The following is a 13,695-nucleotide window of genomic DNA, read 5'->3' on the forward strand; positions in this document are numbered from 1 at the left end:
CAGCAAGGCGAACGCTGCAGCTCAGGCTGCTGCGAAGAGCACTGCTGATGCGGATGCTTCGACCAACGCGTCGGCGAATGACGAGGCTTCGGCTTCGGCAAATGCTGCTGCGTCGGCTCAGGCTGCTGCGCACTCTGCCGCTGATTCGGACGCAAACGCCGCTGCTTCGGCAGCTGCGAACGCGAACGCATCGGCAGCTTCTGAGGCGAGCGCAAACGCGACCTCATCGGCAGATGCTTCGTCAAGTGCAGCTGCGAACGCGAACGCAAACGCGGCAGCGAACGCTGATGCGAATGTCAACGCTGCGGCATCTGCCTCGGCATCGGCGCAGGCAGATAGCGACAACAACGCCGCAGCTCAGGCTGCTGCTGTTGCTGCTGCAAACGCGGATGCAAGCTCCGCTGCACAGGCTGCGGCAACGGCTAACGCCAATGCTGCGGCTGAAACAGCTGCGAAGGCAAACGCAACGCAGAATGCTTCGGCAGATGCGACGACCGCGGCGAATGCTGCCGCTGTTGCAGCTTCGCAGGCTTCCGCTGATTCGACCGCGCAGGCCGCTTCTGCTGCAACTGCGCAGGCGAACGCAAATGCGTCGGCTGCGGCTTCGGCTGCTGCAAATGCTGATGCTGAGGCAGGCGCTTCGCAGAACGCGTCAGCAGATGCTGCTGCAGAGGGCAACGCTTCGGCTTCGGCCGCCGCAAACCCTGCTGCTGCTGCGAATGCCGAGACTGCTGCAAACGCTTCGGCTGCTGCGAACGCGAACGCGGGCGCAAACGCTGAAGCAGGTTCGAAGGCCGCAGCTTCGGCTGAAGCAAACGCGAATGCTGACCCGGCGACTGGCAACCTGGTGAACACGGGCGGAGCTCTTCCGCTCGGCTTGATCGCGGGCGGCGTGCTCGTGGTTCTCATGGGTGGCGGTCTGTTGATCGCCAGCCGCGTACGAGCGCGCGCGTAACGGTGCTCATTGGTGTGCTGCCTCGGCTTTTGCCGGGGCAGCACACCTCCACACTCTTGGGAGAATCCGGAATATGGCAACCGCCAAACCACAATTGAAGCGTCGATCAACACAGATCCGCATCACCCTTGTCGGGGCATGTGTCTTTGTTGCCTGGCACATTTTTGCGTCCTTCCTTTGGATCGCGCCGTACTCGCCACTGCGCGAGGTCGTGCCTGGCAATGCTCTTTCGAGCTACATGCTTCCGATGTTCGGACAGTCATGGAGCGTCTTTGCACCTGAACCCATTAACGGTGACTACCGTCTTTCGGTGCGAGCAGTCATTGAAAAAGATGGTGAAGAGGTCGCAACCGAGTGGGTCGACGCGACCGAGGTCGAGATCTCGATGATTCAGTACAACCTCTTCCCGCCACGTGCGGGCATCGGTGGCGTCGAAGTTGCGAGCCAGCTCAAGGGCGCTTTCGATGCACTTTCAGACGAGCAGAAGAAGGTCGCCGGTCTGAACTACTTCAAGCCAGAGTGGGATACCCGCTTGGCTGAAGGCCTCGAAGACGCGGGCGACGCTGAGCTGGCTGAGGCTTTCGTTACCGCGGAACAGCAAGCAATTGCGTATTCAACCCAGGTGGCTTACGCGATGTGGGGCGAAGAAAACGTGACTCGTCTGCAGTACCACGTGACTCGTCAGAACGTCATTCCGTTCGCAGAGCGTAACAACCCCGAGGCTGAGCGCCCAGGGCTACAGCACGTCGAGACCGGATGGCGAGGGACCGTGGTTCGCGAAGGCCAGAGTAACGAAGCCTTCGCGAATACCTTCATGAAGCAGTACAACCGCATCCACGAGGAAGGCGCGACCAAGTGAGCGACAATTCAATGAAGCCGCAGCGACGCAATCCCGTCACCGTGGCGCTCGCCTTCCTGCGGCTGCTTATTGTGCACGTTTGTGGCCTGATCCGCGACACCGTCATCAGGGGCATTGACTTCGTTGAGTGTTGGCTCCTTGACAGTCGAAAGGCGCTGTACGGTACCGCGGTCACGCGAATTCTGCTCGGCGTCTCAGCACTCGGGCTCCTGCTGTCGAACTTCTCGACGCGTTTGTACAGTTTCGGTTCTGGATCTGTATGGAACGGCGAGGTGATCGCCCCTAAGAGCGATTTCCCGAAGGTCTGGCTCTTCAGTGTGTTCCATCATGCGATCACGAATGACGTGCTCTACACGGCGCTGTACATCGTCTTGATCGCGATCGCTGTGCTCGTGGTGCTGGGCTGGCGAACGAAGATTGTGCTCCCGGTGTTCCTCATCATGTGGGTCTCGTTCATTGAGGCAAACGACATGTTGGGTGACCAGGGCGACAACATGTTCCGTATCGCAATTCTGGTGTTGATCTTCATGGATCCAGCAGCGCGGTGGTCGCTTGATGCGCGACGCCGAGCCAAGAGCGCGGAGCTCGACCCAGAGTCGTACCTGAGCCAGGGCGGCAACCTGCTGCACAACCTTGGCCTCGTCGTGCTTACCGCTCAGGTCTGCTTCGTATATGTGTCAGGTGCGCTGTACAAGGCTGCAGGTGAACCGTGGTCCGGTGGCTACGCGGTCTATAACCCGCTACAGACCGAGCGTTTCGGCACCTGGCCGATCCTCTCAGATTGGCTGACAGCATGGGGGCCTGCGGTTGCGTTCGGCACTTGGGCTTCGATCATCATCCAGGCCTCGTTCGCATGCATGCTCCTCAGCAGGCCGACGCGAGTGCTTGGTCTCATCGGCATCCTGGGCTTCCACATTGGTATCGCAGTCCTCATGGGATTGCCGTGGTTCTCACTGACCATGGTCGCGATCGATGCGATCTTCGTGCGTGATCGTACCTGGGCGGCGATGGCAGCGCGGATCCGAGAATTCGGACGCCAAGCTGCTGGCCGCCAAACTGCAGGCCGTCAAGTTGTCGACCGTCAGGAGCCAGTCGCAGAGCAGGTGTAGCCGCGAGTTACTTGGCGCCCGGGAAACCCTGCTGGCGCCAAGCCTCGTAGGCCGCAATTGCGGCGCAGTTCGCGAGGTTCATTGACCGCCTGCCTTCAAGCATGGGAATGCGAAGGTGGGCGGTCACTGCTGGGTGCTCGAGTACTTCTACGGGAAGACCAGTTGGCTCGGGGCCGAACATGAGAATGTCGGTGGGTTCGTACTGCACGTCGGTGTACCGCGTTGATGTGTGCGCAGTAAAGGCGAAGAGTCGCGCGGGCAGGAGCGCCTCGAGCGCATCATCAAGCGTCTCGTGCACCGTGACGTTTGCGAGGTCGTGATAATCGAGACCTGCTCGGCGAAGCTTCGCGTCTTCGAAGTCGAACAGCGGCTTCACGATGTGGAGTTCGTCGCCGGTACCGGCGGCCAATCGGATGGTGCTTCCGGTATTCCCGGCGATACGTGGTTCGAAGAACAAAATGCGGCTCACCCGTCCCAGAGTACTCGGTCACGCTGGGCACACCGGACGTTGAGGGTTCACCACTCGTTCATCTGCAGGTGGTGTTTCAGGACTCTTACGACTCGTACCGTTGGCGGTATCGGGCAACGTGCCCGGTCGGGGCGGTGAACTTTCACCGCAGTGAGAAAGGGATATCCGCCCTGCGAGAAGTAACCGTCTCGAAGGAGTCCCCGTGACTGATTTCCCCCGCACCCACCGCACCGCTCGCTTCGCCGGCACGTCTGCGCCTGAGGTTCTCCCACAGGACGAGCGGACCTACGTGCTGGACACGTCGGTGCTCTTGAGCGATCCGCGCGCAATGTTCAGGTTCGCTGAGCACGCTGTGGTGATCCCGGTCGTCGTGGTCTCGGAGCTTGAGAAGAAGCGGCATGATCCAGAACTGGGATACTTCGCACGCAGTGCGCTGCGGCTCCTTGACGGATTACGTGCGCAGCACGTGCGCTTGGACTTCCCTGTCCCAGTGGGCGACCAGGGCGGCACTGTCTACGTCGAGCTCAACCACTCGAACGAAACCGCGCTCCCGAGTGGCATGCGGCTTGGCGACAACGATTCGCGGATCCTGGCGGTTGCGTTGAACCTCGCGAGCGAGATGCCAAACGTTACGGTCGTCTCGAAGGACCTGCCGATGCGAGTGAAGGCCGCGGCGCTGGGCCTCGGTGCCGAGGAATATCGTGCAGAACTTGCGACGGATGACTCCTACACCGGGGTGGTCGAGGTTTCAATTGCAGAGTCTGCACTCGCGGATCTGTGGGCTGAGGGACAGCTCGACGCAGTCCCGGAGATTGCCGACGTGCCACTCGGTACCGGGGTGATCGTGTCGTCAGGGGGCGGATCCGCGCTCGCGAGGGTCACCGGTCCTGAGTCGCTGCGACTCGTGCGGGGTGACCGCGAGGTGTTCGGGGTCACCGGGCGAAGCGCTGAACAGCGACTCGCGATCGATTTGCTGCTGGATCCCGAGGTCGGCATCGTTTCGCTCGGTGGCAGCGCTGGGACCGGCAAGTCGGCTCTCGCGCTGGCAGCAGGGCTTGAAGCCGTGCTGGAACGGCAGGAGCACCGGAAGATTATGGTCTTCCGGCCGCTCTACGCGGTTGGCGGTCAAGAGCTCGGCTACCTGCCTGGCGACCAGCACGAAAAGATGGGGCCCTGGGCAGAAGCGGTGTTCGACACGCTCGGTGCGATCGTTTCGCCAAATGTGCTCGCCGAAGTTGAGGCACGTGGACTCATCGAGGTATTGCCGCTCACGCACATTCGCGGAAGGTCGCTGCACGATTCGTTTGTCATTGTCGATGAGGCGCAGTCGCTTGAGCGAAACGTTCTCTTCACCATGCTCAGTAGAATCGGTCAGCGGTCGCGAGTCGTGCTGACGCATGATGTGGCGCAGCGAGACAACCTTCGGGTTGGCCGCCACGACGGGGTCGCCGCGGTCATCGAGCAGCTCAAGGGGCATCGCCTGTTTGGACACGTGACACTTACTCGCAGCGAGCGCAGCGCAATCGCTGCACTTGTGACGGGCATCCTAGATCGGTAGCCGCGGGTGCCAAATTTTTGTCGCAACCGAGACACTTCTTTCACCACTGCAAAAATTCAGTGCACTGAGAGCGCATCCCATGTACTGTTGTATGCAGCGTCCGGCTCAAATGTCATACGCGTGAGAACGTAGTCATAGATGCCTGCGCACTCTTTTGTTTCATCGGTCGCTTTGCGGCCCAACTTGATCGGCTTTAGTTCTTTTTTTGCAGTACCTCGCCAGGCTTACAGCCTCAGCTTCCTTCGCGTCTTGGGTGATCTAACAGTGCAGTTGGTTCTTTCCCCGGAAGCGGCGTCGCTGCGTCGAGCTGCGCCCACAATCTCCGGGGCGACGCCGTCGCTGCGGTACCCCCGGTCGTAAGATCACGACCCAAACTGAAGGAAATAACATGGCAACTGGCACCGTGAAGTGGTTCAACTCCGAAAAGGGCTTCGGCTTCATTGCTCCCGATGACGGTTCGCGTGACGTATTCGCACACTACAGCGCGATCATTGGCTTCGGTCACCGTAACCTCGAAGAGAACCAGAAGGTTGAGTTCGAGATCGAAGAGGGCCCCAAGGGTCCCCAGGCTGCATCGATCCACCCCCTCTAAACTTTCATCTGTGTGTGGGTGACCAATTCGGTCGCCCACGCTGTGATATGCGCGGGACTGAGTGTTTACACTCAGTCCCGTTTTTTGTGCCCGGGTGGCGGGGGTTTCTGCGTCCTGACGAGCGTGGCAGTTCCGGGTATGCCTAGTCGTGAGCTGCATTTGGCGCCAAATCTCTTCATGTGAGGGGAGGCGCTGACTGACCACCTCGAAAAGGGGTGTTTCCTGCGAAGACGGCCCCTCTTTGCGCATGAAACCTGGGTTTTCGGCAGAAGCGGTCGGTTTCGCGGTTTCGTGGGACTCGAACCTCTCGACTCAGCCATTGCAGCGTTGGCTAGCGAGAATCCTCGCCACTGTGGTACAAATGTACCGTTACATTTGTACCGTAAGGCCTGATGGTCTGAACGAGGCCAGCGAGAGGAGCGATCATGGCTGAGACAAAGCCCCGAAAGCGCGACCCCGAAGCGCGACGCGAAGCGATCCTCGAAGCTGCGGCTGAGATGACCATCGAGAGCGGCTCGGCTTCGCTGACGCATCGTGCAGTCGCTGCACGTGCTGGTGAGTCGCTCGGGTCGATGACCAGACTGTTTTCCTCGATCGATGATCTGCGTGAGGCATCCCTGCAGCGACTGGCTGATGACCTGAATGACGAGCTCACCGACATTGAGCGAACGATTGCTGCAGCACCAAACTTCATCGCGGGTTGCACGCAGGTTATGGTCGAGTTTTTGTCTGACCAACACGTCGTGCGTTCGAGCATTGCGTTGGTGACGACCTCGACAACTGACCCGAAGACCTGTGAACTCGAGCTCGCATGGTCAGCAAGATTCCACTCAATCTTGCAGTGCTACGTGAGTAAAACTGCAGCTGCTGCGCTTGAGCAGTACTTCAACGGACTGATGGTTCATGTGGCGCTGCACGACGCGATGCCCGTCGAGGACGAAATGGTTGCGGTGATCCGCGCCCTCGGTGGCCTCCCAGATGTTTTCGCTGTGGAGCCGTCTGCCGCGGCAAGCGCCTCCACGCTCGCAATTCACTAGCGCCACTCGCCGCAATCAGCACACGATATATCTACCGCACAACTTAAAGGACACACCGTGACCCAGCTCACGCGCGCACGCCGATGGGGTGCGCTTGTCGTACTCAGCGCGAGCCTCTTTGTCGTCATCATGGACATGACGATCCTGAACATCGCGATGCCTGAACTCGCAGCAGAGCTGCACCCGACGGCGACCCAGCAGCTCTGGATCGTCGACATCTACTCACTCGTACTCGCTGGCCTGCTCGTCTCATGGGCAGCAATTGGCGACCGCTGGGGCCGGAAGCGCATGCTTATGCTCGGCTACGCGATCTTTGCGGTTGCCTCGGTGCTCGTGCTCTTCGCCGACTCGGCTGGGCACGTCATTGCGATCCGCGCGCTGCTGGGTATCGGCGGCGCAATGATCATGCCGACGACGCTGTCGTTGATCCGCGTCATCTTTACAGATCCTAAGGAGCGAGCGACCGCACTGAGCGTGTGGGCGGCGGTGTCCGGACTTGGTGGTGCGATCGGCCCGCTCGTTGGTGGGTTGCTGCTTGAGCACTTCTCTTGGCACGCGGCGTTCCTCGTGAATGTGCCGCTGATGGTGCTTGCGGTCGTTGCGGGCATCCTGCTGCTGCCTGAGTCGAAGGTTCCGAATCCTGGCAAGTGGGATGCGTTCGCAGCACTCCTGTCATTCGTCGGCATGGTGTTGCTCGTGTGGAGCATCAAGGACTTCGCCGCACAGGCGAGTTTCGCAGTGCCGCTCGCATGGGCCGCATTTGTTGGCGCTGTTATTGCGCTCGGTTGGTTCGCACGCCGCAGCATCAGGAGCGATCACCCGCTGCTCGACCTGCGACTGTTTGAAAGCCGCACCTTCACCGCTGGCATTATCGCGGCATTCGGCTCGACCTTTGCGATGGGTGCCTCGTCACTCCTGATCGCGCAGTGGATGCAGCTTGTCGACGGTGCGACGCCCATCGAAGCGGGCTTGCGCATGATTCCGGGTGCGCTCACGGCAGCGCTCGCATCGCTCGCTGCACCGCCGCTTGCGCGTCTCATCGGGTCACGCGCGGTGCTCGCTGGCGGACTCGGCTTTGCGGCCTTGGGTATGTTTATGCTCGCGATCCGCCCAGATAATCTCACGCTCACAATGGTGATGGCGTGCATCGCGCTCGTCGGCGTCGGTATGGGTGCGCTGTCGATCGCATCGGTATTGATTATGAGCGGATCGCCCGAAGAGAAAGCCGGCAACGCTGGTGCGCTGGAAGAGACATCGTACGAACTCGGCGCGACCCTCGGAATCGCCGTGCTAGGCAGTATCTCTGCACTGCTGTACCGCGCAACCATGATTGGCAATGGTGCGGTGGCGGGCGTGCCCGCGCACCTCGCAGTTGAAGCCGAGGGTTCACTGGGTGCCGCAGTTGCTATTGCGGATGAGCTTGGCAACCCGGTCCTGGCTGAACAGGCTGCGGTCGCGTTCGTTGAATCACTGCAGCTCGCAGGTCTTGTCGGTGGCATTCTCATGCTGGCGGTAGCTGTCACCGCGTTCGTGCTCACGCCGAAGGGGACCGAGGCTGTGGGCGCGCACTAAGACTTGCGCAGACCAGCACCGCGAGATCGACCCTTGTTCGCCAAAACGCCCCTTTCATGCGCATGAAAGGGGCGTTTTGGGCAGAAGGTGCTGGTTTCGCGGGGTTACCGCTCAGCGGATCGAGCGGTCCGGTCAATGAGCGCTGCGAGCAATGCAACGCGGCTCGGCACCGAGGCGAGCTCGAGCCATTCCGTGGGGCTGTGGTCGCCGCCGCCGACGGGACCGAGCCCGTCGAGCGTGGGCACTCCGAGTGCAGAGACGCGGTTGCCGTCGGAGACGCCGCCGGTGCGTGCGAGTCCGGGGGTGAAGCCCAACTCGGTCGCAATGGCCACTGCTGATTCGCCGAGAGCAATGCTCGCAGGGCTCTCCTCGAGTGGTGGGCAGAAGTCGAGCTCACGTACGGTCACGCTGGTGCGTTCAACGCAGGGAGCCAAAGCACGCGCGTTGAGCTTTGCCAACGCTTCGTCGAGAACCTCACGCTGTGCCGCGCGCATCTCAACTTTGAGAAGTGCGTGATCGGGGACAATGTTGGTGCGTTCGCCCGCCTGCAGAATGCCAACGTTGACCGAAAGCTTGCGGCTCGGGTCTGCAAGCTGTTGCAGGAAGATGGTGAGGTGCGCGGCTTCGAGCGCAGCGTGAGCTCCGCGCTCTGGCTCGATGCCTGAGTGCGCGGCAACACCGTGCACTTCGATGTCGAGGTCGACGGCACCCTTGCGTGCGATGACCAGGTCACCGTTCTCGCGAGCGCATTCGAGGCTGAAACCGGCGTCGGCGGTAGCGGCAAGTGCGGCGAGAGCTGGGGCGCCAACCGGAGAACCGATTTCTTCGTCTGGCGTGAACGCCAGCACGAGCTCGCCGTAGTTCTCAGCGCCGAGCGCGATGAGGTGTTCCGCTGCGTGGATACCGGCGATGACACCGGCCTTGTCGTCAGTGACGCCTGGCCCGCGGCCGTGGCCGCGCTCATCAATTGAGAAGGGGCGCAATGCTGCGTCACCGCGCTCAAAAACGGTATCCATGTGTGCAAACAGCAGGATTTGGCGTGAGCCGTTTCCCTTGCGACGTGCGACGACGACGTCTCCGTGCACCCCGTCGGTGGTGACCTGGCGTTCAACGGTGAAGCCGCTTCGAGTGAGGCGATCCGCGACCCAGTCAGCGACACGATTTACGCCCGCAGCGTCGAGGGAACCTGAATCAATTCCCACGAGGGTCGCAAGATCGCGCTCGTAAGTATCCTGCGCCGCTTCAGCGAGACGCAGTAGTTCGAGTGCGGGCATGCGCGGGCCTCCGAATCCCATAGTCGCAACGATTGTTGCGCGTCTGCAATGAGTATTGCAGGTACGCAAGATACGTTACATGCAAGAAACGTACGTTTCAATACCGTTTCAAGAAATGGAGGATTCGGGCTTGCTGTCGCGCCTGCAGCTGCCGCGACTGCAATTGCCGCGGCTACAGGAGGCGATGCTCCTGTGCTGACTGTTCAATTGCTTCCATGCGCTCACGTGCAGCGGGGCCGATTCGGTCCATGGTTGCCGTGAAGATCGCTTCGATGAGTGCCATGACCGGGACCACGGAGTCGAATGCACCACGCTCGACCGACAGGCTGGTGAGTACCGCGTCGGCGTCACTTGCGCAGGGGGAGACCCAAGCGTCAGTAATGAGAATGATGGTGGCCTTGCGGCTCTTGGCGTGCTGTACGAGTTGCAGTGTGCGCTCTTCGTAGCGTCGGAAGTCGAACGCAATGATGACATCTTTTGCGTCGAGATCAATCATTGTCGCCGCGCGCACGCTTGCCATTTGTGGAACCATGCGTGCGCCTGGGCGTAGCTGCTCAAGGCTTGAGGCAAGGTATTCGGCGAGGTAGGTGCTGTAGCGGCCGCCGGTCAGCCAGATGCGGCGCTTGGGATTCGACAGTGCGTCAATCGTGGTGTCGAAATCGTGCTGCGAGAGGCCTGCGAACGTGGCCTGAATGTCTGAGGCGGGGCCTTCGCCGAGCTGAGCAAGGTCCCCGAGGGGCGCGGATCGCTCGCTCGTTGTTCGGGCGTAGAGTGCGGCAGGTGACGCGCTGCGAAGCTCAAGCTCGTCGCGCAGTGCTCGTTGTAGATCAGGGAAGCCACCAAAGCCGAGGCGGGTGCTGAACCGCACAACGGTAGCACCGCTGACGCCCGCGAGTTCTGCGAGCCCGGCTACGGTCTCAAAGCCTGCAACTGGGTATGCGGCGAGCAGCGTTCGGGCGACCTTGCGTTCTGCGGGGGAGTAGTCGCCCATGCGTTCACGTACGCGAGATGCGACAGATTCCTTCTCAATCTGCTCAGCGGGGGTGTTGCCTGATTCGAGATTCATGGCTGCTCCGATCGTTGGTGCGCAGTTGGGTGCGCCCGATCGAAGTGGGTGACGGCGGGCGGTGCGGTCGACCCGAGTGTATCAATCGCGCAGATGGAATCGTGTAACCAAATCCTGAAATATCTGTTTCGAGATTGCAAAAGATGGTGTCTATGTGAAACACTTTGTGCAACCTGCGGTTCGCCGCATCCTCATCGTCGAGAGTACGGAGACTGCGTTGCTCACACTACCCAACCAGCACGACTCGCATTCGGCGTTGCCAGGCCCGCTCTTCCTCATTGGTGGGGCGCTCGACGAAGACCCGGTGCTCCTCGAGAGGTTCGCTGCGCTTGCTCGCACAGCACGTGATGCTGGTGGCTCGCAATCGACCGGAATTCCGACGGCCGGAGCTCAGCATGAGGTGCGGATCGGAATCTTCACCACCGCGTCCGAACCAGCGATGGCGCCATTCGACGGTGACCCCGAGACTGAGAGCGATGAAGCTGACGGGCTGTACTACCAACAGGTGTTTGCGCGCCACGGAATGACCGGAATTCCGATTCCCGTTGGGCGCGCGCCGGAAGCACCGTTTACGGGAGCCACGTATACGCGAGCATCTGCCGAGGATGAACAGCTCGCGGAACTCATCGCAGACCTTGACGGCCTGTTCTTCGGTGGCGGCGACCAGACTAATTACCTCTTCGCACTGTTCCGTGACGCGGTGGGCGTTGCGGCGACACCGGGCGAGGCCGAAACGCCACCCGGTGAGAACCGCGTTGATACGCCGGTCATGCGTGCGATCCGCGAACTGCATGCTCGTGGCGGCGTGATCGCTGGCACGAGCGCTGGCCTTGCGATTCAGCAGGGCCATGGAATGGTGACTGGCGGCACCAGTGTGCGTGGCTGGTATGACGGAGTAACGGTCGGGTACGAAGACGACGAACGCGTCCACTATTTGCCTGCGGGTGGCTTTGGGTTCTTCGCTGAGGGGCTGCTCGATTCACACTTCAACGAATGGGATCGCGTCGTGCGGGCCGTCTGTCTTGGGCGAGCAACTGGCAACCGATTCGTGTTCGGGGTTGACGAGCACACCGCGCTTCTCTATTTCCCTGGTCAGCGCTCCGGTGCAGTGGTGGGAACGGGCGGGGTCTCCATTATTGACCTTGAAGAGACCGAGTGGAGCGCAGATACTTCAGCGTCTACCGTGATTGGGGTGCGCTGGCATCAGCTCACCGCTGGTGATACCTACCGGTTTGATACCGAACTCATTGCGCGAAGCGGGACCGAACACTCGGCACCTGGAACTGATCCGCTGCCCGATCCTGAACACTCTGCTGGGGGCGAAAATGTTGGCCCAGTGCTCCTGCGTCTTGCGCAACGACTCATGAGATCCACAGGCACAGTATCGGCGCTTGACTACATTCCGAGCAGCCGGCCCGAATCGGCAGAATACGCGGATCTCGGGTATCGGGTCACGCTCCGCCGAGATGAACGCACGCTGTGGACGCACGCAGGCGGATTCTCAGACCTCACACTCTCCATCACACCCCTCAAGAACTCTCAGAACTCGAAGTAAAGAAAGGCACAGCATGTTGAAGCACACTGCACCACGCACCGCTCGCCGACTCATGGCCGGTGCGGCCGTGATCACTGCGGGCGCACTGCTCCTCACCGGTTGTTCCGGTGGCGGCTCGGAGGCAAAGGACGCGAAGACTGACGTCGTCAACCTCGTGACCCCCGCCCAGCCAGAGAGCCTGGATCCGCAGATCTCGACTGACTCGATCATGGGCGAGATTACGCTCCCGGTGTTTGAGACGCTCGTGACAATCGACAAGGATCGTCAGGTTGTTCCCATGCTCGCTGAATCATTTGAAGCGAGCGAAGACGGCAAGGAGTTCACCTTCAAGCTTCGTGAAGGCGTGAAGTTCCAGGATGGTTCTGATCTCGATGCAGACGACGTCGTTGCATCGATGAACCGTTGGAACCGTGTCTCGATCGCAGCGCAGGAACTCTTCACAGGCGCAGAGTGGACCAAGGTTGATGCTTCGACGGTGAAGCTCACCGTGCCAAGCGCGAGCTTCATGCACATGCTGTACCTCTCATCGATTGGCACTGCGTACTCGGCGATTTTGCCTTCTGAGGTCATCGACAAGGTTGGCGACGACCCGATTCAGGACACCGCTGACATCATCGGCACCGGCCCGTACAAGCTCACTGAGTGGCAGGCCGACCAGAAGATCGTCATCGAAAAGTGGGACGACTATGTTCCAGCCGAGGGCCCTTCAAGCGGACGTGCGGGCAAGAAGGAAGCCGTTCTCGATCAGGTCATCTTCAACTTTGTGGCTGACGCGTCAACTCGTACGCTCGGCCTCCAGTCAGGCCAGTACGATGCGACGACCGAGCTGCCTTTCGACAGCCTTGATCAGTTCAAGGACGACGCAAACATCAAGCTCGACACCTACATGGTCGGCCCGATCAACCTCGTCTACAGTGATGCACCGAACGGCGTATTTGCGAACGTTGAGAACCGTCAGGCAGTGAACGAGGGCCTCGACCGTGATCCGATCATGCTTGCCGCAGTTGGCAGCGAAGATCTCTACGACCTTGTGCACCACAACATGACGCTCGATCAGCAGGCGATCTGGGACACCGAGGTTGGTAAGGCTGAATTCAACAAGGCGGATGTTGAGGCAGCCAAGGCTGCACTTAAGAAGACCGGCGCTGCAGGCAAGAGCCTCACGGTACTTGCGAACAAGGATTACTCTGAGGCGTACAACTCGGCAGTCGTCGTCGTTGAGCAGCTCAAGGAGCTTGGCTTCGACGCAACGCTTGACGCATACGAGTGGGGCGCGTTCAGCGAGAAGTACCGCGAGAAGCGTGACGAGTGGGATGCTGTGGTCTTCCCGTTCGGCACCGAGACGGACCCGACACAGACGCTTGGCTTCTTGCCTGACCGTGCGTGGTACTCGGATGCACCTGAGCTGCAGGATCTTTTGACGCGCTTCCGTGCAGCACCAACGCAGGCAGATGCGAGCGCAATGTTCGATGAAATGCAGGCGTACATTGAGAAGACTCGTCCGATGAGCCGAATCGGCGATGCGCACAACGTGTACGCTGCGAACAAGGATCTCGATCTTGCTTGGTTCGACGGCCACTTCACCTGGTGGAACGCCGCCTGGAAGTAAGTGATCGCGGGGTGGCAGCTTGGCGTCTGTCTTGCTGCCG

Annotated in this window: 12 protein-coding genes; 9 read left to right on the top strand and 3 right to left on the bottom strand. The window is 60.6% G+C overall.

The window, feature by feature from the left end; genetic code table 11:
• From FW756_RS11245 to FW756_RS11255, 3 genes are all read left to right on the top strand, one after another.
• Nucleotides 1-955: hypothetical protein (locus FW756_RS11245; protein WP_446430250.1), on the top strand; the 955-nt coding region annotated here is incomplete at its 5' end.
• A gap of 73 nt (nt 956-1,028) precedes the next feature.
• Nucleotides 1,029-1,814 (top strand): DUF5819 family protein, encoded by a 786-nt coding sequence (locus FW756_RS11250; RefSeq protein ID WP_446430251.1) that lies wholly within the window; start codon nt 1,029-1,031, stop codon nt 1,812-1,814.
• Nucleotides 1,811-2,923 (top strand): HTTM domain-containing protein, encoded by a 1,113-nt coding sequence (locus FW756_RS11255; protein WP_446430252.1) that lies wholly within the window; start codon nt 1,811-1,813, stop codon nt 2,921-2,923. Before FW756_RS11250 ends, FW756_RS11255 begins: the two co-directional genes overlap by 4 nt.
• 7 nt (nt 2,924-2,930) lie before the next feature.
• On the opposite strand, the gene FW756_RS11260 is transcribed toward FW756_RS11255, so the two are convergent.
• On the bottom strand, nt 2,931-3,392 hold the full coding sequence (locus tag FW756_RS11260) for a tRNA (cytidine(34)-2'-O)-methyltransferase (RefSeq protein ID WP_446430253.1): 462 nt from the start codon (nt 3,390-3,392) through the stop codon (nt 2,931-2,933).
• Between the two features lie 202 nt (nt 3,393-3,594).
• Between FW756_RS11260 and FW756_RS11265 the strand changes: the two genes are divergently transcribed.
• The 4 genes from FW756_RS11265 (at nt 3,595) to FW756_RS11280 (ending at nt 8,151) form a co-directional block, all read left to right on the top strand.
• Nucleotides 3,595-4,950, top strand: a complete 1,356-nt coding sequence (locus FW756_RS11265) for a PhoH family protein (protein ID WP_446430254.1) — start codon at nt 3,595-3,597, stop codon at nt 4,948-4,950.
• A 388-nt stretch (nt 4,951-5,338) separates the two neighbouring features.
• Nucleotides 5,339-5,542, top strand: a complete 204-nt coding sequence (locus FW756_RS11270; protein WP_446430255.1) for a cold-shock protein — start codon at nt 5,339-5,341, stop codon at nt 5,540-5,542.
• Nucleotides 5,543-5,967: 425 nt separating this feature from the next.
• Nucleotides 5,968-6,579 carry a TetR/AcrR family transcriptional regulator gene (locus FW756_RS11275; RefSeq protein ID WP_446430256.1) on the top strand — a complete coding sequence of 204 codons (612 nt, stop codon included), beginning with the start codon at nt 5,968-5,970 and terminating at the stop codon, nt 6,577-6,579.
• A gap of 57 nt (nt 6,580-6,636) precedes the next feature.
• On the top strand, nt 6,637-8,151 hold the full coding sequence (locus FW756_RS11280) for an MFS transporter (protein ID WP_446430257.1): 1,515 nt from the start codon (nt 6,637-6,639) through the stop codon (nt 8,149-8,151).
• A gap of 104 nt (nt 8,152-8,255) precedes the next feature.
• Here the strand turns inward: FW756_RS11280 and FW756_RS11285 are convergent, their stop codons facing one another.
• On the bottom strand, nt 8,256-9,425 hold the full coding sequence (locus tag FW756_RS11285) for a M20/M25/M40 family metallo-hydrolase (protein ID WP_446430258.1): 1,170 nt from the start codon (nt 9,423-9,425) through the stop codon (nt 8,256-8,258).
• 172 nt (nt 9,426-9,597) lie between these two features.
• A complete protein-coding gene (locus FW756_RS11290) occupies nt 9,598-10,491 on the bottom strand; it encodes a MurR/RpiR family transcriptional regulator (protein ID WP_446430259.1) in 894 nt (297 codons plus the stop codon).
• A 154-nt stretch (nt 10,492-10,645) separates the two neighbouring features.
• On the opposite strand from FW756_RS11290, the gene FW756_RS11295 reads away from it, so the two are divergent.
• Both FW756_RS11295 and FW756_RS11300 read left to right on the top strand, forming a co-directional pair.
• Nucleotides 10,646-12,046: a cyanophycinase gene (locus FW756_RS11295; protein WP_446430260.1), complete on the top strand. Its 1,401-nt coding sequence runs from the start codon at nt 10,646-10,648 to the stop codon at nt 12,044-12,046.
• A gap of 13 nt (nt 12,047-12,059) precedes the next feature.
• Complete coding sequence (locus FW756_RS11300; RefSeq protein WP_446430261.1) at nt 12,060-13,655, top strand: ABC transporter substrate-binding protein; 1,596 nt, start codon at nt 12,060-12,062, stop codon at nt 13,653-13,655.
• Nucleotides 13,656-13,695 lie beyond the last annotated feature (40 nt).

It is taken from the genome of Leucobacter sp. 1207-22 (assembly GCF_052850455.1).